Origin of the sequence: Flavobacterium sp. (genome assembly GCF_040402955.1) — a bacterium.
GTDB lineage: Bacteria > Bacteroidota > Bacteroidia > Flavobacteriales > Flavobacteriaceae > Flavobacterium.
Map to the genome: position 1 here is coordinate 23,167 of NZ_JBBALQ010000013.1, position 20,555 is coordinate 43,721.

General features: G+C 30.7%; 18 protein-coding genes, 2 tRNA genes and 1 pseudogene. 11 read left to right on the plus strand and 10 right to left on the minus strand.

The genetic code is table 11. The features are described 5' to 3' along the window. Nucleotides 1–24: 24 nt before the first annotated feature. Genes ABWP78_RS06865 through mraZ form a run of 5 tightly spaced genes read right to left on the minus strand, consistent with a single transcriptional unit; the run spans nucleotide 25 to nucleotide 5,170 of the window. Nucleotides 25–1,488 (minus strand): UDP-N-acetylmuramoyl-L-alanyl-D-glutamate--2,6-diaminopimelate ligase, encoded by a 1,464-nt coding sequence (locus ABWP78_RS06865; RefSeq protein ID WP_353170035.1) that lies wholly within the window; start codon nucleotides 1,486–1,488, stop codon nucleotides 25–27. Then, nucleotides 1,485–3,467, minus strand: coding sequence for a PASTA domain-containing penicillin-binding protein (locus tag ABWP78_RS06870; RefSeq protein ID WP_353170036.1), 1,983 nt, complete (start codon nucleotides 3,465–3,467; stop codon nucleotides 1,485–1,487). The genes ABWP78_RS06865 and ABWP78_RS06870 overlap by 4 nt, the downstream gene beginning before the upstream one ends. Beyond that, on the minus strand, nucleotides 3,458–3,817 hold the full coding sequence (locus tag ABWP78_RS06875) for an FtsL-like putative cell division protein (RefSeq protein WP_353170037.1): 360 nt from the start codon (nucleotides 3,815–3,817) through the stop codon (nucleotides 3,458–3,460). Before ABWP78_RS06875 ends, ABWP78_RS06870 begins: the two co-directional genes overlap by 10 nt. Beyond that, on the minus strand, nucleotides 3,817–4,725 hold the full coding sequence (gene rsmH / locus ABWP78_RS06880) for a 16S rRNA (cytosine(1402)-N(4))-methyltransferase RsmH (RefSeq protein WP_353170038.1): 909 nt from the start codon (nucleotides 4,723–4,725) through the stop codon (nucleotides 3,817–3,819). The genes ABWP78_RS06875 and rsmH overlap by 1 nt, the downstream gene beginning before the upstream one ends. Then, a complete protein-coding gene (mraZ, locus tag ABWP78_RS06885; RefSeq protein ID WP_353170039.1) occupies nucleotides 4,700–5,170 on the minus strand; it encodes a division/cell wall cluster transcriptional repressor MraZ in 471 nt (156 codons plus the stop codon). The genes rsmH and mraZ overlap by 26 nt, the downstream gene beginning before the upstream one ends. Nucleotides 5,171–5,499: 329 nt before the next feature. On the opposite strand from mraZ, the gene ABWP78_RS06890 reads away from it, so the two are divergent. Next, the gene (locus ABWP78_RS06890; RefSeq protein WP_353170040.1) at nucleotides 5,500–6,255 is read left to right on the plus strand and encodes an alpha/beta fold hydrolase; all 756 of its coding nucleotides are present in this window, start codon (nucleotides 5,500–5,502) and stop codon (nucleotides 6,253–6,255) included. A gap of 69 nt (nucleotides 6,256–6,324) precedes the next feature. Beyond that, nucleotides 6,325–6,942 (plus strand): ribosome biogenesis GTP-binding protein YihA/YsxC, encoded by a 618-nt coding sequence (gene yihA, locus ABWP78_RS06895; protein ID WP_291241254.1) that lies wholly within the window; start codon nucleotides 6,325–6,327, stop codon nucleotides 6,940–6,942. Between the two features lie 78 nt (nucleotides 6,943–7,020). Here the strand turns inward: yihA and gpmI are convergent, their stop codons facing one another. Together gpmI and ABWP78_RS06905 are read right to left on the minus strand one after the other, a co-directional pair. Then, nucleotides 7,021–8,529 carry a 2,3-bisphosphoglycerate-independent phosphoglycerate mutase gene (gene gpmI / locus ABWP78_RS06900; protein ID WP_353170041.1) on the minus strand — a complete coding sequence of 503 codons (1,509 nt, stop codon included), beginning with the start codon at nucleotides 8,527–8,529 and terminating at the stop codon, nucleotides 7,021–7,023. A gap of 104 nt (nucleotides 8,530–8,633) precedes the next feature. Then, nucleotides 8,634–11,071: pseudogene (locus tag ABWP78_RS06905) on the minus strand (DUF5916 domain-containing protein). Nucleotides 11,072–11,311: 240 nt separating this feature from the next. Here ABWP78_RS06905 and ABWP78_RS06910 point away from each other — a divergent pair. After that, nucleotides 11,312–12,061, plus strand: a complete 750-nt coding sequence (locus tag ABWP78_RS06910) for a murein L,D-transpeptidase catalytic domain family protein (protein WP_353170042.1) — start codon at nucleotides 11,312–11,314, stop codon at nucleotides 12,059–12,061. Here ABWP78_RS06910 and ABWP78_RS06915 read toward each other — a convergent pair. After that, nucleotides 12,050–13,645, minus strand: coding sequence for a L,D-transpeptidase family protein (locus ABWP78_RS06915; protein WP_353170043.1), 1,596 nt, complete (start codon nucleotides 13,643–13,645; stop codon nucleotides 12,050–12,052). The genes ABWP78_RS06910 and ABWP78_RS06915 overlap by 12 nt on opposite strands. Nucleotides 13,646–13,714: 69 nt before the next feature. Continuing rightward, nucleotides 13,715–14,164, minus strand: coding sequence for a GNAT family N-acetyltransferase (locus ABWP78_RS06920; RefSeq protein WP_353170044.1), 450 nt, complete (start codon nucleotides 14,162–14,164; stop codon nucleotides 13,715–13,717). A 116-nt stretch (nucleotides 14,165–14,280) separates the two neighbouring features. Here ABWP78_RS06920 and ABWP78_RS06925 point away from each other — a divergent pair. Then, a tRNA-Gly gene (locus ABWP78_RS06925) sits at nucleotides 14,281–14,353 on the plus strand. Between the two features lie 31 nt (nucleotides 14,354–14,384). Next, nucleotides 14,385–14,457, plus strand: a tRNA-Gly gene (locus ABWP78_RS06930). 29 nt (nucleotides 14,458–14,486) lie between these two features. Here the strand turns inward: ABWP78_RS06930 and pepE are convergent. Then, nucleotides 14,487–15,194, minus strand: coding sequence for a dipeptidase PepE (gene pepE, locus ABWP78_RS06935; RefSeq protein ID WP_353170045.1), 708 nt, complete (start codon nucleotides 15,192–15,194; stop codon nucleotides 14,487–14,489). Nucleotides 15,195–15,373: 179 nt separating this feature from the next. On the opposite strand from pepE, the gene ABWP78_RS06940 reads away from it, so the two are divergent. The 6 genes from ABWP78_RS06940 to ABWP78_RS06965 form a co-directional block, all read left to right on the plus strand. Further along, nucleotides 15,374–16,114 carry a hypothetical protein gene (locus tag ABWP78_RS06940; RefSeq protein ID WP_353170046.1) on the plus strand — a complete coding sequence of 247 codons (741 nt, stop codon included), beginning with the start codon at nucleotides 15,374–15,376 and terminating at the stop codon, nucleotides 16,112–16,114. Further along, a complete protein-coding gene (locus tag ABWP78_RS06945) occupies nucleotides 16,107–16,610 on the plus strand; it encodes a DUF6702 family protein (protein WP_353170047.1) in 504 nt (167 codons plus the stop codon). Before ABWP78_RS06940 ends, ABWP78_RS06945 begins: the two co-directional genes overlap by 8 nt. A gap of 2 nt (nucleotides 16,611–16,612) precedes the next feature. Next, nucleotides 16,613–18,886, plus strand: a complete 2,274-nt coding sequence (locus tag ABWP78_RS06950; RefSeq protein WP_353170048.1) for a M1 family metallopeptidase — start codon at nucleotides 16,613–16,615, stop codon at nucleotides 18,884–18,886. A gap of 163 nt (nucleotides 18,887–19,049) precedes the next feature. Further along, on the plus strand, nucleotides 19,050–19,382 hold the full coding sequence (locus tag ABWP78_RS06955; protein ID WP_353170049.1) for a Sec-independent protein translocase subunit TatA/TatB: 333 nt from the start codon (nucleotides 19,050–19,052) through the stop codon (nucleotides 19,380–19,382). Next, entirely contained in the window at nucleotides 19,382–19,948 is a 567-nt protein-coding gene (locus ABWP78_RS06960; RefSeq protein ID WP_353170050.1) for a phosphatase PAP2 family protein, read from the plus strand. The genes ABWP78_RS06955 and ABWP78_RS06960 overlap by 1 nt, the downstream gene beginning before the upstream one ends. Next, nucleotides 19,932–20,555 (plus strand): acyltransferase family protein (locus tag ABWP78_RS06965; RefSeq protein WP_353170051.1); only part of this gene is annotated, 624 nt, incomplete at its 3' end. The genes ABWP78_RS06960 and ABWP78_RS06965, both read left to right, overlap by 17 nt.

A 20,555-nucleotide genomic window follows, 5' to 3' on the forward strand; every position in this document is an offset into this window, starting at 1 on the left:
TTACTATTCACTCTTTACTTTTTACTATTTTTCTAATTGTTTTAATATTTCTTGTACGATTTGCATATCGTCAAAATCCTGACGGACTCCGTTTATTTCTTGATAGGTTTCGTGACCTTTTCCTGCAATCAGAATAATGTCGCCTGAATTAGCCATTTGACAAGCGGTTTTTATGGCTTGTTTTCTATCTAAAATAGCTACTGTTTTTTTATAATTCTGAGCCTCCACACCTGCTTCCATTTCATCAATTATGGTTTGAGGATTTTCGGTTCTTGGATTGTCCGAAGTAAAAATGGCTTTATCACTAAAAGATGCTGCAATATTTGCCATAATTGGTCGTTTCGTTTTATCTCTGTCGCCACCACACCCTACGATGGTAAATAATTGTTCGTTTTTAGTGCGAATATTTTCTATTGTTTTCAACACGTTTTCTAACGCATCTGGCGTATGTGCGTAATCCACAATTGCTGTAATTTTGTTAGCAGAAACCACAAACTGAAAACGACCTGAAACACTTTCTAATTCAGACAATAATCTTAATGCTTCTGTACTTTCTATTCCTAATTCTAGTGCAACACCGTAAATGGCTAAAATATTATATGCGTTAAACGAACCAATTAGTTTCGTCCAAACTTCTTCGTTATTGATTTTTAAAACCAATCCCGTTAATTGATTTTCTAATATTTGTGCTTTAAAATCGGCATACGTTTTTAAGGCGTAAGTTTTTTTTCTTGCTGCCGTATTTTGAAACATAACTTCGCCATTTTTATCATCAATATTTGTGATAGCAAAAGCAGATTTTGGCAATCCATCGAAAAATGATTTTTTTACATCTCTATATTCTGCAAATGTTTCATGATAATCTAAATGATCGTGTGATAAATTAGTAAACACACCACCTTCGAAATGTAAAGATTCGGTACGTTTTTGATGAATTCCGTGTGAGGAAACTTCCATAAAACAGAATTCGCAACCAATTTCAACCATTTCATCTAAATATTTATTAATAGTTAGCGAATCTGGTGTGGTATGAGTAGCTTTATATGCTACCTCATCAACCATAATTTTTACAGTTGACAACAAACCTACTTTATACCCTGCTTTTTTAAACATTTGATACAATAACGAGGCGATTGTGGTTTTTCCATTGGTACCTGTAATCCCAACTAATTTTAGCTTTTCTGACGGATTATCGTAATAATTTGCTGATAAAAAGGCTAATGCTTGATTAGAATTTTGCACCTTCACATACGTACAATTTTCTGATAATGTTGTTGGTAAAACTTCACAAACGATAACCGAGGCACCCAATGAAATGGCATTGTCAATAAATTGATGTCCGTCTGAAAGTGTTCCTTTAATAGCTACAAAAACATCATTTTTAGACACTTTTCTGGAGTCGAACTCGATTTTTTCTATAGTCAAATCAGTAGAGCCGTGAACGGATTCAATTGTTACTTTGTATAATATATCTTTTAATAAGCTCACGATAATTCTATTGTTATAATTTGATTCTTTTTAAATACTTCACCAGGATTGATGGATTGTTTTTTTACTTTTCCAACTCCAATAAATTTTACTTTAAAACCTAAATTTTCTAATAAAGAAACCGCATCCATTCCTGCCATTCCTTTTACGTTTGGCACTTTGTTTGTATTTCCTTGCGATTTTTTTTCAAATTCACGATATAAAACTTCTTGTTTTGGACTTTTTAAATTTATGTTTTTAAATTTATTTGTGCTTGGCACATCTGTAAATATTTTTTGTGCAATTCTTTTGAATACTGGTCCTGCCACATCGGCACCATAATATCCTTTTGACTTGTCTGGATTATGAACCACAACAATGCAAGAATATTTTGGTTGATCAGCAGGGAAATAGCCAACAAATGAAGAGGCATAAGACATTTCTGCTTTACCGTAATTTACCTGAGCAGTTCCTGTTTTACCAGCCATTGAAAAATCTGCAGAATATAAGCCTTTACCCGTTCCGTTTTTAACCACATTTTCCAATACTTTTCTAACTTTTAACAAAGTTTCATCAGAACATATTTTCGGATTAATAACTTGTGGATCGAATTTTTTAATAGTTTTATTCCATTCTTTTATTTCACTTACAAAAATTGGTTTTACCATTTTACCATCATTTGCTACCGCATTATACAAGGAAAGTGTTTGTAAAGGCGTCATAGAAACACCATATCCAAATGCCATCCAAGGCAACGTGGTGCCATACCAATTTTTAGCTCCTGGTTGTGGAATTACAGGTTGTCCTTCTCCTTTAATTTGTAAACCCTGTTTTTTATTTAATCCGTAACTATTGATTCTATTGATAAATTGCCAAGGATTATTTTTATAGGCCTGATAAGTTGCTTGTACTAAAATGGTATTTGATGACACTTCAAAACCTTTTGCTAATGAGGCAATTCCGTATCCGTGATGATTTGAATCTTTAACAGGTCTGCCTTGAATCATAACTATACCACCATTAGAATTATAAACAGAACTGGTATCTGCTTTTTTATCATCAATTAAGGCAATTAAATCCATTAATTTAAAGGTAGAGCCCGGTTCGTGAGATTCCGTTAGTGCATAATTTTGAGTTTCGAAATACGAACCATCTTCCGATTTTCCTAAATTAGAAATAGCTTTAATGTAACCCGTGTTGGTTTCCATAACCACTACACATCCGTGGTCTGCTTTGTAAAACTCTAATTGTTTTAATAATGCGTGATGTGCGATATCTTGAATAAAAACATCAATAGTTGAAATTACATCGTACCCATCAACTGGATCTAATTCATTAACGTCAGAAATAGGTTTCCACTGGTTTTTAGCAATTTTTTGCATCCAATGGTGGCCGTTTGTTCCGTTTAAATAGTTACGAAACGCATATTCTAAACCTTTACCTTGATTGCCATCGCGTTCATAACCTATCGTTCTATTTGCAATTAATCCAACTGGATGTTTACGCACCGTTTGCTGCTCGGCAATTAAACCACCTTTATTTGCGCCTAACTTGAATAACGGAAAGTCTTTTACACGCATGTATTCTGTAAACGTTAATTTTTTAGCAACTAAAAAATACCTATTTTTTGTATTTTTAGCTTTTCTTAAATCTCTCTGAAACTCGCCAGAAGATTTTCCTACTAACTTGGATAACGAATCCGATAAACCAACATAATATTTCTCAAAATTTTCATCTGATGGTGTCACCGCATCAAAACGAATGGTATATTCAGGAATAGATGTGGCTAATAAACTTCCATCAGAAGAGTAAATATTTCCTTTATTGGCAGGGATTTCGAAATTTTTAACGGTGCGTTGTTTGGCTAAATTTCTATAATACTCGCCACCAACCCATTGAATATTGAATAATTTAATTGCAATCGCAAAAGAAAACGCAACAACGCAAACCACCACAAATGCTAGTCGGTAAGAAATTATATTGTCGTTTTTTATTGCCATTTTTTTAATTTATCTACAAAACTTTTTTCTTCAGGTTTTCGTATTACAATTTTTTTTGGTGGAACGGTAGAAGGTAAAATTTGCCTTGCTTCCATTTTTTTGGAAACGGTGGACTCCATTTTTAATTTCATTAGTTCAGAACGTGTGTCTACAAATTTGGAACGTAATTCTTTTACTTCATTGGTTAAACTTGTAATTCTATAATTTTTTTCATCGTAGTTATGATTAAAATAGACCATTAACATAGCTAATGAAAAAACGAAAATTATAAATTTCCAAGTTTTTAGTGCATCATCATCAATTAAGAATTTTGCTTTTAATAGACTATATATACTATTTTCTTTTGCCATTATTTTTTTTCTGCTACTCGAAGTTTTGCACTTCTAGCCCTATTATTTATTTCAATTTCTGTTGCTGAAGGCACAATTAATTTTTCAATACTTTTAAAAGGCACTTCAAAATTCCCAAAAAAATCACGTTCAGGTTCGCCTTCAAACATGCCGTTTCTAATAAACCTTTTTACCAATCTGTCTTCTAATGAATGATACGAGATTACACTTAGTCTTCCTCCAGAAACCAATAATTCTTCCGTTTGCATTAAAAATTCTTTTAAAACTTGAATTTCCTGATTTACTTCAATACGAATGGCTTGATAAATTTGAGCTAAAATTTTATTTGCTTTATGCCCTGGCAAAAAACGAGACAAAACCTCTTTTAACTGCTCTGAATTTTTAATTTTTTTATCCGCTCTAGCGGCAACAATAACATTTGCCATAGCGCCACCATTTTTCAATTCGCCAAAATCAACAAAAACACGTTTTAGTTCCGTTTCTGCATAATCGTTTACTACTTCATACGCAGAAAGTGTATCATTTTGGTTCATTCTCATATCTAAAGCGGCATCAAAACGAGTAGAAAAACCTCTATCTGCCACATCAAATTGATGAGAAGAAACTCCGAAATCGCCTAAAATTCCATCTACTTGTTTTACGCCGTGAAAGCGTAAAAACCTTTTAATAAATCTGAAATTTTCATTAATTAATACAAATCGTTCGTCATCTATTGCATTAGCTAACGCATCTGTATCTTGATCAAAACCAAACAATTTTCCGTTTGGTCCTAAATGTTTCATTATTTCTCTAGAATGTCCGCCGCCGCCAAAAGTGACATCAACGTAAATTCCGTCTGGTTTAATATTTAAACCCGCAACTGTTTCTTTTAAAAGTACTGGGTTATGATATTCCATCTTCCTCTTCATTTTGGTTCCCCATTACTTCTTCGGCTAAATCTGCAAAATCAACCATTGCATGATCTAATGCAGTCTCATATACATTTTTGTCCCAAATTTCAATAATTGAAACCGCAGATGACAATACAATATCCTTATCAATTTTTGAAAACAACACTAAATCTTTCGGGATTAACAACCTTCCTGTTGCATCAATTTCAATCATTCTTACACCAGCAGTAAACGCTCTAATGAAATCATTGTTCTTTTTTACAAAGCGATTTAATTTATTTATTTTCTGCATGACTTTATTCCATTCCTTCATGGGATACAATTCCAAGCAAGGTTGAAAAACGGAACGCTTTAATACAAAACCTTCTTCAAAATTACCCAGCTGTTTTTTAAGAGGCGCAGGCACCATTAACCTTCCTTTTGCATCAACTTTGCACTCGTATGTTCCTAAAAATGTATTCAACTTTTATAAATGAATTATTATTGAGACAAATTTAAAAAATATTTTACCACTTTTTACCACAAAATACCACTTTGTTAATAAGTTTTTGATTAAAATAGATAGAATTACCACTTAGATGCTGAAAATAAAGATATTGACAAAGAAATTAAGTTTTTAACTACAGAAGAAATTATTGAAAAAAAGCTGTTAATTAGGTAGATGTTATTCAAAACAAATTGAAAATTAGGGTTTTAGCTAGGAAACAATTTAATAATCTTTAATAGTAAACAAATGTGAAAAAAAAATGTATTTTTGTAAATATTAGATGATTTGATCACGAAGACGTTTTTATGATAAAGAAAGAAAAAAAATATACTTATTTTGAAGCGGGTGAAGGCACGCCAATAATTGTTTTACATGGTTTGATGGGCGGCTTAAGTAATTTTGACGGCGTGGCTAATTTTTTTCCAAGTAAAGGATACAAAGTAATTATTCCTGAATTACCGATTTATAAGCAAAGTTTATTAAAAACTAATGTAAAAGCTTTTGCCAGATATGTAAAAGACTTTATTGTTTTCAAAGGATTAGAACGTGTAATTTTGGTTGGAAATTCTTTAGGTGGACATATTGGTTTGTATTTTACGAAACAATACCCCGAACTAGTTAAAGGATTAGTAATTACTGGAAGTTCGGGATTATACGAAAGCGCAATGGGTGAAAGTTACCCTAAACGTGGTGATTACGAATATATTAGAAAAAAAGCTGAAGATGTATTTTATAATCCAGAAGTGGCAACAAAAGAAATTATTGATGAGGTTTTTGCAACCGTAAACGACAGGATTAAATTGTTGAAAACGTTAACCATTGCCAAAAGCGCCATTCGTCATAATATGGCTAAAGATTTACCAAAAATGCATGTGCCAACTTGTATTATTTGGGGGAAACAAGACAAAGTAACGCCTCCAGAAGTAGCAGAAGAATTTAAACAACTGCTTCCAAATTCTGAATTATATTGGATTGACAAATGTGGCCATGCGGCTATGATGGAAGAACCAAATCAATTTAATGATTTATTGTTTGGATGGCTTAGCGAGAAAAAATTATAAATTCTCTTTTTAGATAAGATAAAAATATCCTACGTCAATCTTTTGAGTAGTTTAAATACTGTAAATCAAATGAAAATTAATACCGCCGAATTTGTAGTTAGTAATTCCGAAGTGGAAAAATGTCCGAAAGACAGAATTCCAGAATATGCTTTTATTGGACGCTCAAATGTTGGAAAATCATCGTTAATTAACATGATTACCAATCATAAAAACCTTGCTAAAACTTCTGGAAGACCCGGTAAAACTCAATTAATCAACCATTTTTTAATTAACAAAAACTGGCATTTAGTAGATTTACCTGGTTATGGATACGCAAAAGTTTCAAAAACCACTAAAGCAAAATTTCAACAATTTATTACTGATTATTTCGAAAGCAGAGAACAACTTATTTGTGCGTTTGTTTTAGTAGATATTAGACACGAACCTCAAAAAATTGATACAGAATTTATTGAATATTTAGGTGAAAGTGAAATTCCGTTTTGTATTGTTTTTACAAAAGCAGACAAATTAGGAAAAACGCATATACACAAACACGTGGAAGCATACAAGAAAAATTTATTAGCCAACGATTGGGCAGAAATGCCTCAATATTTTATTACCTCAGCCGAAAGTGCTTTAGGAAAAGAAGAAATTTTGACTTATATAGATGAAGTGAACCAGAATTTATTTACGGGTTCTGATTTTTAAAATAGGTATACGGATTTTCGGATTATTATAAATTTATTAAACCCTCCAATAGTTTTGAGCTTTTGGAGGGTTTTTTATTTATTTCACCAACAACGAGTGCTGCGTCATCACTTCTGGCTGAACAATTCCCATTAAATCTAAAATTGTTGGAGCAACATCACCTAAAACACCTGATTGAATGTGTATTTTATCGTTATCTACTAAAATTACAGGTACAGGATTGGTTGTATGTGCGGTATTTGGCGAACCATCTGGATTTATCATGGTTTCGCAATTTCCGTGATCTGCAATTACGATTGTAGTGTACTGATTTGCTAAAGCGGTTTCAATGATTTCTTTTACACAAATATCAACAGTTTCACAAGCTTTTATGGCTGCTGGCATACTTCCGGTGTGACCAACCATATCGCCATTTGCGAAATTTAAACACACAAAATCAACCTCTCCTTTTTGTAATTCTGGTACTAAGGCATCTTTTAATTCGAAAGCACTCATTTCGGGTTGTAAATCGTAAGTGGCTACTTTTGGTGAGTTTTTTAAAATACGTGATTCACCATGAAACGGCTCTTCTCTTCCACCAGAAAAGAAAAAAGTTACGTGCGGATATTTTTCAGTTTCTGCAATTCGGATTTGTTTTTTTCCAGATTTAGAAAGTAGTTCGCCTAAGGTTTCAGTAATATTATCTTTATCATAAATTACGTGAACGTTTTTATAGGTATCGTCATAATTGGTTAACGTAACATAATACAATGGCAATTTGTGCATATTTTGTTCATGAAAATCCGATTGTGAAAGCGCTTCAGTAAGCTCTCTACCTCTATCGGTTCGGAAATTAAAGAAAATTACCACATCATCAGGTTGTATTGTTTTCCCTTCTGAAGAAAACAAGGGCTGAATAAATTCATCTGTAACGTTTTCATCATAACTTTTTTGAATGCTTTCTGCCATATTTGATGTTGTTTCACCAATTCCTTTTACTAATAAGTTGTATGCTAATTTTACTCGTTCCCAACGTTTGTCTCTATCCATTGCGTAATATCTTCCAATTACTGATGCTAATTTAGCCGGAGTATTCGATAGAAAATTTTGTAAATCTTGTATGTATTTTTTTCCTGATTTTGGATCAACATCTCGCCCATCCGTGAAAGCATGAACAAACATATTTGTTACACCATTTTCCTGAGCTGCTTCAATTAATCTTCTTAAATGTGAAGTATGAGAATGCACACCACCATTTGAAAGCAACCCTAAAAAATGAACGTTTTTATGATTTATTTTTGCATAATTAAAGGCATCAAGTAACGGTTTTTCATTTTTCAACGTATGATTTTGTACTGCTAAATTTATTTTGGCTAAATCTTGGTATACTATACGACCTGCACCTAAATTCATATGGCCTACTTCTGAATTTCCCATTTGACCTTCGGGTAAACCTACGTGAAGTCCATCTGTACGCAATTCAGCATTTGGATAATTTTTATATAACGAATCTATAAATGGTGTATTGGCATTATCTATGGCTGAAACTTTAGGGTCTGGAGAATGTCCCCAACCATCTAAAATCATTAAAATTACTTTTTTGTTCATCACTATTGTATTTAAGATACGAAGTTACTGATTTTTTTAACGCCGACTTAAAAAAGTTAGTAACGAAAAGGTTTTCTTAATTTAATTGTAGAAAAATAGTAGTGTTATTTTAGAGCATTCTTGGCTTGGTTGTAATCAATAAAATATCGAATACTGATAGAAAATGTATGATTTAAATCTTCATGATTAAATACTTTTTTAGTATTATAAACAAAATTTTTATCTATTGCATTTTGAAAAATACCGGAGGCATTTCTATACAAAAACGACATTTGACTTCCTGGTGCAAACCACCAACTATAAGACAAATCAAAATTCCACAAATTCAAATTTTGGTTGGCATTATCTTTATAAGAATACGCTTCAGTATATCCGTTTTCTAATAATTTATAGTACGAATTGTTTTCCGAAAACGACCAATAATGTCTTAATTTTAATCCAAAATTCATTTTTGCAGTGATGGAATATTTACCTTCTAAACTCGTTTCTAAAGTTTGATTGTCTCTTTTTGCGAAAATAATATCATTTCCTACTCGATCTACGCGACCTAAGTCTTGATATTCGTTGTTAAAGTTATTGCTGTAAATTAAGGAAATTTATCGTTAAATCGATATCTTGGACTTATATCAATTCCCCAATACCACCAACCTTTTGTTTCTGTAATTCCAATATTTGGGTTGATATCAAATGCAAATTTATTGTTGTAATTGGTAGAAATAAATCCCCACATACCATAATTTTTGGGGAAAATTACAAATCTTCCTTGAGCTTGTGGATTGTAAAAATTATATCTTTCAAACGGATTTAAATTAATACCGATACCTGCGGAATGATTTTTTTTATTGGTTAAATTTAAATTAATATTAAAATTTTGCTCTTGGAGATAGTTGGTCGCTTTATCGAATTGCGCATAGGTATTCAAACTTATTCTAAATGAATTTAATTTTTCTGTCGATTGAAGCAGTCTGTAATTGGCATTCGCATTAATGGAATAATAATTGGCTTGAAAATTAACCCCTAAATCATTATTATCATAGTCTTTGGAAACATATTCTCCAAAAACCGAAAATCTAATTTTTCCTGATGTTTCTCCAAATCCTAAATTTGCCGTAATTCCGTTTTTGTTTTGCAAATTGGCATAATTATTTACATAACTATATTTTAAGGCACCATTTAAATTGTAAGTATTCTTTTTTGTATTTAAATCGAAAGTTGTCGCAGTAACATTTGCATCTCTATAATTTCCATTTCGAGTGACGTTTGTATTAATTAATGATACAGAAGAATTTCCATTAAAACGCTGATCTAAAACCAAAACATTATAATTAGCAAGTGGTTCAACCGTTTCTGTTCTCGTATTTCCGGTATTTACATCCCGAATAACTACATCTGTTTTTTTAGTAACCGTATTTAAAAAACCAATTCCTAAACCGTCTTTCGTTCTACCCGAAACTTTAACGGCATTGACCAAATCAATTGTGTTTGGAAAATCTATGACTTCTTCTGTTTCTGAAATTTCTGGATATTTACTTGCGCGTTGTCCAATTCTTCTTGAATAAAACAAACCACCTTTATTAAACAAATCGGTTCCTTCTGTAAAAAAGGGTCTGTTTTCGTTAAATATTTGTTCAAAAGGTCCTAAATTTAATATCTTATTATCAAATCTGGTTTGACCAAAATCGGGAATTAAAACCATATCTAATGTAAAAGCATCGGTTAATCCGTATTTTAAATCTAAACCGCCTTTTAAAGTTCCGAACGATTTATCTTTACCTAAACTATTTAAATAAAAAGAAGAATAGGGTATCAAAAATAAACGCGTTGGTGTATTAATTTTTTCAATACCAGTTAAAACACCAGCTTGTTGCGTAAAAAAACCTTTTCTATTATCTACAGGATTCCAAGTAAACATTTGTCGGTTTCTTCTCAATTCTCTAAAAAAGTTAATACCCCAAGTTTGTTTCTCTTCCTCAGAAAAACGAAGTGCAGCATACGGAATTTTCATTTCAACTACCCAGCCAAAATCTGTAATTTTTGCTTTGCTTTCCCATATGGCATCCCATGAAGTGTCTTCATTTTCAGTAGTTCTTACTAAATCCATTTGGCCATCAGAAGCACTTACAAAAAAACTAAATTCTTGCTGACCATCATTGAAACCATTAATAAATACACCAAAAAAATCGGTAGCACCAAAATTATCTCTTTCTGAGATTTCTCTTAAAATTTTAGTAGGTTCATTGTCGTATAAAATTGCTCCTATATAAATAGCATCATCATCGTACACTACTTTTACTTCTGTACGAAGTTCGGGTAATTCTGGTTTTCCATTTTCTTGGTTAAACATAACAAAGTTTTTTGCTATAGCCACATTTTTCCAATCCTCTTCATTAAGTGAGGCGTCAATTTTAATAAAATTTTTAATTTTAATAGTACTAATTTCCTTTTTATTGTTTACTGGAGAAAATGTATTTGGTGTTGCCATTTCTTGAGCAAAAGAAATTTGAAATAAAAAGAGTATGCTAAGAATTTGAAAAGGCTTCATAAAATATTTTGTGAATAAAATTGATTAGTATAACTATTGCCAAATTTGTTTCATTATCAAATGTTAATTTTTATAATTAATTTAAATATCTACTTTTTTAAACAAAAATCTTCAATCAAAAATAAATAATTGCCGACAAAATGTATAAAATAAACGTTAAAAAACACTAATTTATTTTTTTTATTCAAAATTACTATTATATTTGCCTGTGTTCGTTTTAAAAAATCAACAATAAATACAATGCGTTATACATTTTTACCTTTTATTTTTTTAAGTTTTATGTTGCTTTTTTCAGTTAATGAAAATCTGGTAAATACAACTTTTAAGACCAATGAATTTGCAACAAATGTTGTAAATCCAATTGCTATGGTGAAAAATGAGGCAGATATTATTAAAGAAAAATCGGAGTTATTATATTGTGAAATTCAACCTGAAGGATTTTCATTACCAGAATTAGAAATTTTTACAAAAGCATTTGAAGGGTACACGGCTATAGAAGCGCAAGGGAAAATTAAAAATAACATTTTAACAATAATTGATTTCAGTTTATCTTCCACAAAAGAAAGAATGTGGGTAATTGATATGGTTAACAAAAAAGTGATTTTACAAACATTAGTTTCTCATGGTATAAAATCTGGAAAAGAATTTGCCAAATCATTTTCCAACCAAAATGAATCATATAAAAGTAGTTTAGGTTTTTATTTAACCGGTGAAACCTATATTGGAAAACATGGTATTTCGTTAAAATTAGACGGCTTAGAATTTGGACTTAACGATAAAGCAAGAGAAAGAGATGTAGTAATTCATGGCGCTGAATATGTTTCTAAAAAACTAGCAAATAAACAAGGGTACTTAGGCAGAAGTCAAGGTTGTCCTGCTGTAGCAACTGCAATTGCTCCAAAATTAATTCAAACTATTAAAAACAAATCAATATTGTTTATTTATCATTCAAGTAGAATGTACGTTAATAAATCTAAATTAATTTCTTAATCTATCGTACAACATTTTATCTAAGTTGTACATGTCATCTCTAAATTGCAACTTATCATTTTTTAACCAACCTGTCCAATATAATTGGTGAACATAAATAGGTTCTTTTACTTTTATATAATAAGGTTCTTTATTTTTTTTGATAATTGAATCTATTTCGTTTCCATTTGCCCATCGTTCATCATCCTGTTTATTTAATATTTTTTTAGCTAAATCAACTGGATTTTGTACCCGAACACAACCCGAACTTAATGCCCTATATGACAAATCAAAATAATCTCTGTGATTGGTATCATGTAAATACACCGAATGATGGTTAGGAAAATTAAATTTCACAACACCTAGCGAATTATTGTACCCATGATTTTGAACGTACCTGTAACTTGAAGCTTTTGCAGGATTCCAACTAGCTGGAGAAACAATATTATTTTTTCTGTCATAAATAAGAATTCTATTTCTTGTGAAATAACTTCTATTTGCAGCTGCTTCAACGGATAAATCTTCTTTAATAATAGTTGGCGGAACCGTCCAAGTAGGATTAAATACAAAATTAGACAACTTCGAATCTAAAATTGGTGTCATCCTTTTGGGTTTGCCACAAACAATTTTATGTGTAGCTAAAGTATCCTGATTCTTGATGAAATGCAATGAATATGCCGGTAAATTAATTATTAAGTATTGCTCGCCAAAATCTCTTGAAAACCAGCGCCAACGCTCTAAATTGGCTAAAATTTGTGAACGTCGTGTTTCTACATTATAATTTAATGCTTTGATTGTGCCATAACCAATAACGCCATCTGCTGATAAACCATGTCTTGCTTGAAATTTTTTAACGGCTTCAAGCATTGAACTATCGTAAATTGAAGAATAATTTGTGTTTTTTTCGTCTAAATCTTTCCAATATACCAATCGTTTTTTGATTTCTTTTACTTCAATTGAAGTATCATTATATTTTATTTTTATCGTTTTTTTTAACGAATCGAAATTACTTTCTGGTATTTTATTTATAAGAACTAACGCTTCTTTTAAGGATGTATAAATTGGATGATTTGGTAATAAATTTTTAATAGAAGATGCTACATTTTTTGAAGAAATTGCGACTTTCAAATGGTTTGCCGTAGAAAATGGTTTGTCAAATAAATCCCAATTTTCATACACCTCATCAGGATTTAATTTTCCTCTGAAATAATGACTACAAAGTTTATCATACGTTTGGGTTAACAAAATATCGTAAGCTAATTTTTCTTCTAAAGACAAAGAATCTAGCTTTACTTCTAACTGAAATATTTTATTAATATTGTAATCTTGAGGATTTAAACCTTCGTATTTTGATTTTTCTATTTGTATGATTAAATCTTCTCTATTTTCTGCATCTACCCATATTTCGTGATTTCCAAATGCAGTATAAATACCTTTTATACTATCCGATTTATCTGCTAATATTTCTTCAGGAATGGCATGAATAGTAATTTTTCTAATGGTGTCAAAATAATCTTCACTCACTTTGAAATCGTTTTTTTTACAAAGTTTAAAAGACACAATGGAAACAATTAGTACAAGACTAAAAAACAAAATCTTTTTCATTCAATTCAAATTTATCAAATTTACCAAAAAATACTGGTATTATATATGAAAAGCAAAAATGATTCCAATTTACATATTAAAATATTTATACATTAAAAAATGTGTGCCAATCTCTGGAATTTCAAACGAAGCACCTTTTTTAATACATCCCAATTTTTCATAAAAAGATACCGCGGTTTCTCTTGCGTTAAACCAAAGTAATTCAACTTGATTTGATTCAATAATATTGAAAATCTCTTCAAGTAACAACTTTCCAAAACCAGCACTTTGGTACTCTTCTAAAATTGCCATTCCACGCAATTGAAATTGATTTTTTATGTCGAAATTTTTATTATTTGTTTTAAAAACTGAGGCTATTCCAATTATATTATTTTCAATATATAATCCAAAATGAGTAGTATCAACAGCATCATCACCTAAAAAAGAGCACGTTTCAATAGGTTTTCCTTGCCGTAAGACGGCGCTTCTAACTGGAAAAGTATCTAAATAATTAATTTTTTTAATTGAAATTTTGTTCATAACGTGTTATATATTAATAAATTACAAGATTGTTTTTTATATTTTTTATTATTTTTATTAAAAAACTTGCAACTAATCGGTTTTTCATATTATATTTGCACTCACCAAAATAAAATGCGAAAGTAGCTCAGTTGGTAGAGCGTCAGCCTTCCAAGCTGAATGTCGCGAGTTCGACCCTCGTCTTTCGCTCTGAAATATATTGATTTTAAAATTCTACCATGCGAAAGTAGCTCAGTTGGTAGAGCGTCAGCCTTCCAAGCTGAATGTCGCGAGTTCGACCCTCGTCTTTCGCTCTAAAGTCTCAAATTTTTTTGAGGCTTTTTTATTTTAAGTCACTTAAATCCGTTCCTGTTTCAATTTCAATTGGTTCTTTTCCTTGCTGAAAAAGTCGTGAAGGCAAATCACCTTTTAACGTAATTTTATTTCCTAATACTTCTAACCAGCTCCCTTCTCTTAATCCTAAAACCGATTGCGGATTATACTGATGAAATTCTTTTATTCTCGTTTCTCTCGTTTCTCCCATATGTTGAGAACCTTCTATTGGATCTAAATAATGAGGATTTAAATTAAAAGAAACCAATCCTAACGTTCTAAAACTCGGCGGATACACAATCGGCATATCATTAGTAGTATTCATAGTTAAACCACAAATGTTACTTCCCGCGCTTGTTCCTAAGTAGGGCGTTCCGTTTTCAACCGCTTTCTGAATGACATCTAATAAATTATATTTGTACAACATATCTACTAAAACAAAGGTGTTTCCTCCGCCAGTAAAAATGGCTTCTGCGTTTTGTATCGCTTCAATTGGATTTTCAAATTCATGAATTCCTTTTACTTCAATATTTAGTTGTTTAAAAAACGGTTTTGCTTTTTCTGTATATGCATCGTGAGTAATTCCGTCAGGTCGTGCAAAAGGAATAAACACTATATTTGAAATAGTTGCAAAGTGTTCTTTCAAAACAGGCAATAAATAATCTAAATAGATGCCGCCGAATAAGGTGGAAGTGCTTGCTATAATTACTTTTTTCATATGCTTTACTAATTTTACACTATTCTTAACAAAATTTTATAAGGATTGTAATTTTGTTCTTTTATTTTTACAAAAAATTAATTCTTTTACTTATCAAAAAATATATACAAATAGCTTTTATTCTTCTCTTTCAAATTGTAGTTTCGCAAAACGATTCTATAATTAAGGGCAAAATCATTGTGGAAACCAACGACAACGACGGAATTACTATTGTAAATATTTCTAACAAAACTAATACAATTTCCGGAAACGGTGGCTATTTTAAAATAAAAGCCAAAGTAAATGACACTATTATGTTTAGCGCCATACATTTAGTTGGCAAAAAACACATCATTACAAAAAAAGATTTTGGTAGAGATTTACTTTTTATAAAATTAGACATTTACACGCGTCATATTAAAGAAATTATGGTTACGAATGCTGACGATATCACTGCGGAATCTTTAGGTTTAGTTCCAAAAGGACAAAAAAAATATACGCCTGCAGAAAGACGTTTGAAAACCGCAGGTGATTTTAATGGACAATTTGGCTTAAATACAGCTTTTAGTGTTGATCCCTTATTAAACGCTATTTCTGGCAGAACCAAACAGTTAAAAGCAGAATTAGAAGTAGAACGAAAAGAATTTTTACAATATAAAATAAATACTAACTTTGATTCCGAATATATTATGAATCAAATGCACATTCCAGAAGAATATGTGCAAGGATTTGTTTTTTATATTGTAGAAGATGAAGAATTAAAAAACGCAGCTAAAGCAAAAAACAAAACGCTAATTGCTTTTCGAATGAGCGCGCTTGCTGTTGATTTTTTGAAATTGAAAAATTTACAACCCTATTATCCAAAACCAGTTGAACCAGAAAAAAATACAGAAGAAAATTCTATTCCAGAAACAGAATCAAAATCTAAAAAAAATGAATAAAATAAAATTAAGTTTACTGGTACTACTGTTTTCAATTTTGAGTGCTTTTACTTTGCATAAATTTTATGTTGGTGTTTTTCAAATTGATTATTTTAAAGAAAAAAAAGAGGTTCAAATTACAGCACGTTTATTTATTGATGATTTAGAAAAAGCCTTATATAAAAAATACAACAAGCATATTTACATCACTACAAAAGATGAAATTGCTGAAGCTAATACTTTAATTGCTAGTTATTTATCGGAAAAATTAAAAATTAAAATTAATAATAAAGTTCAAATACTACAGTTTTTATCTAAAGAACAAGAAGATAATATTGTAATTTGCTATTTAAAAATTCCTTTTAAAGACAACCTAAAAGAATTAGACATTTACAACAATGTTTTATCCGATATTTTTATTGAGCAACAAAATTTAGTACATTTGAACATTAATGGGAACAAAAAAACACTTTTGTTTACCAATACAGAAACCAACCAAAAACTAAAATATAAATAATTATGAAAAAGTTAATTTTTATTGTTTTCCTATTTTTTGCATCATTAACCGGATTTGCACAAGAAGTAAAAAAAGAAGAAACAAAAAAAGAACCACAAGGGCACACTGACATTAATAAATTCAGTCAAATGTATGCTGAAATGGCTACGCCTAATATGTTCAGAACGGCTTCTGGTGCGCCAGGTCCTGCCTATTACCAACAACGTGCGGATTATAAAATTAATTTAGAATTGGACGATAAAACCTCCAAAATGTATGGAAGTGAAACCGTTACGTATTACAATAACGCACCAGAATCTTTAGATTATTTATGGGTGCAATTGGATCAAAACATCGCCAGAAGAGACTCACAAACGCCTTTAATTGATTCTCAAACAATGCCACAAGCTACCTCAGCTGAAAACTTCGCCAAAACATACATGGGTAAAGGTTTTGATGGCGGATTTAACTTAGAATACGTTAAAGACGACAAAGGTAACGCTATGAAATACATCATAAACAATACTATGATGCGTATTGATTTGCCAAAATCCTTAAAAAAGGGAGAAAAAGTTGTTTTTTCAATCAAATGGTGGTACAATATTAACGATTATATGAAAGATGGCGGAAATGGTCGTTCTGGATATGAAGTGTTTCCGGATGGAAATAAAATTTATGTTATTGCACAATTTTATCCAAGAATGTGCGTGTATAATGATGTTGAAGGATGGCAAAATATGCAATTTTGGGGAAGAAGTGAATTTGCTTTAACTTTTGGAAATTACGATGTTAAAATTACCGTTCCAGCCGATCATATTTTAGATGGAACTGGTGTTTTACAAAACAGAAGTGAAGTCTATACTTCAGAACAAGAAAAAAGATGGCAATTAGCCGAAAATTCTTTTGATAAACCTGTAATAATTGTTAATCAAGCGGAAGCAACTGCTGCAGAGAAAAGCTTCTCAACTAACAAAAAAACTTGGCATTTAAAAGCTGAAAATGTTAGAGATTTTGCATTCTCAACTTCTCGTAAATTTATTTTAGATGCAATGGCGGTTCAAGTTGGAAATAGCAAACCTATGGCCATTTCTATGTATCCAAAAGAAGCCAATCCGCTATGGGAAAACTTATCTACAATAGCAGTAGCGCACACGTTAAAAACCTATTCGAAATATACATTCGAATATCCTTATCCAAAAGCCATATCAGTTTCTGCTGAAGATCAAGGAATGGAATATCCAATGATTTGTTGGAATTATGGTCGTCCAGATGAAAACGGAAAAATTAGCGACAGAGTAAAGTACGGAATGTTAGGAGTTATTATTCATGAAGTAGGACATAATTTCTTTCCAATGATTGTAAATTCTGACGAAAGACAATGGACTTGGATGGATGAAGGTTTAAACACCTTTTTAGAATATTTAACCGAACAAGAATTTGATAAAAATTTCCCAGCAGATAGAGGCCCAGCAAAATCAATAGTGCCCTATATGAAAGGAAATCAACAGTTTTTAGAACCAATTATGAGCCACGGAGATGTGGTGTATAATTTTGGCGCAAATGCTTATGGAAAACCTGCAACAGGATTAAATATTTTGCGTGAAACCATTATGGGGCACGAATTATTTGACCATGCATTTAAAACGTATGCCAACCGTTGGAAATTTAAACATCCTACACCAGAAGACTTTTTTAGAACCATGGAAGATGCATCTGCAGTTGATTTAGATTGGTTTTGGAAAGGTTGGTTCTACTCTACTGATGTAGTAGATTTAGGTATCAAAAATGTAAAACAATTTTATGTAACTGAAGATGCTTCTAAAGAAGCTGCTGCAGCGGTAAACAGAAGAGGAAGAAGAATGCCTAATAGCGGACCAATGATTTATTTAGTAAATAGTGAAAGTTCGGAATTAAAGCCAGAATCAAAAACAGCACTTGAAACAGAAAAAGTAATAGCTTTAAATGACTATTTAAACAAAAATTATAGTACTGAAGAAAAAGCGGCTTTAAAAAAGCCAAAATATTTTTACGAAGTAGAATTTGACAAACCAGGAAGTTTAATGATGCCAATTATTGCCGAATTACAATTTGAAGACGGCACTTCAGAAACACATAAATTTCCGGTTCAAATTTGGAGAAGAAACAATACTACTGCAAAACGTGTTTTTGCAACAGAAAAAAAAGTAGTTAAAATTCAATTGGATCCAAAATTAGAAACAGCTGATATTGATGTAACCAATAATACTTGGCCAAAAGAAGCCGTTGTTGATAAATTTGAACAAATAGAAAAAAAATAAACTATTTTGAAATAAACATATTGAAAATACTTTTAAACCATTAAGGTAGTAAGATAATTAAGATTTTTAAAGACTTAATGAAACTTAATTTCTTAATGGTTTTTATTTTTTAACAAAAAAACACTAAGTTTTACTACATTTGTAATTCATTAAACACAAAACTATGTTTGGTATTGGCGGAGGCGAAATATTTTTTATATTACTTGTAATTCTAATGCTATTTGGATCAGATAAAATTCCAGAAATTGCAAGAGCATTGGGTAAAGGTATGGCGCAATTAAAAAACGCAACCAATGAAATTAAACACGAAATTCAAAAAGGCACAGAAGAAAACGGACTTGACTTAAAAAGTTTAACTGGCGGTATTACAGATGAAATTGCAAATGCAAAAAAAAGTATGACAGAATATATAAATCCTGTTGAAATTTCAAATCCAATAACTGAAATCAAAGAAGAAATTGAAAATGTAACCGGACCAATAAAACGTCAAATTTAATGGTGGAAAAATTAATCAATTTAGATAAAAAATTATTTATATTTCTTAATAATTTAGGTTCTAAACCATTTGATGAAATATGGTTACTTCTAACAAATCAATTAAATTGGCTTCCGTTTTTCCTAATTTTACTATTTATTTTATATAAAAAATTAGAAACAAAAAAATTGGCAATAGCTATTCTAATACTAGCAGCATTAATTACGTTTACTAATGAAATTACGGATGTAATTAAATTTTCAGCACAACGTATTCGCCCTTGTAATGATGATACATTAGCTGGCTTAATAAGAGTTGTAAAAGACAGCGATACCTTTAGCTATTTTTCTGGACACGCATCAAATTCAACAGCATCTATGATGTTTGTATACTTAATTCTTAGAAAATATTACAAATACAGCTACTTGATTTTTCTGTATCCTTTAATTTTTGCCTACAGTAGAATTTATTTAGGACTTCACTTTCCTTTAGATATTATTTCTGGGTATGTTTTTGGTGGATGTACTGGGTTTGTTTTTTACAAAATATACAATAAAATTAAAAAAAAATATGCAGCAAATTCCTAATTTAACTTCTTTACGGTTTATTTTAGCGTTACTTGTTGTGCTTTTTCATACACCCGAATTTTTCGCAAATAGAAATTTACCTTATTTTAATGATTATTCTCTACTTTTAAAAGGGAATGAAAGCGTTTGGATGTTTTTTTCGTTAAGTGGTTTTTTAATAATCCGCCAGTTATTCAATGAAAAAATAAAAACAAATTCTATTAATCTGAAAAGGTTTTTTCTAAATAGAATATATAGAATATTTCCATTATACTATTTAGTATTAATATATGGCTTTATTCATTACCAAATTATTTTACCAAAATTGGGGTTTCAATTCGAAAATTCATATAATATTTTAGAAGGAATATTGCTTTCAGTAACATTTTTTTCAAATATTTTTTTAACATATTCGCCTGGTGGAATTATAGAAATACTATGGTCCATAGGAATTGAAGAACAATTTTACATAGTAATTGCACCTTTATTTTATTTCATACCAAAAACGAAACTAAATACTACTTTAATATTATCAACTGTGATTTATTTACTTCTTTTCGTAAGTAATATATTTCCTTTAATGACAGAATATAAAATGTATTTTTTCTTTTTTACATTTAGTGGGCTT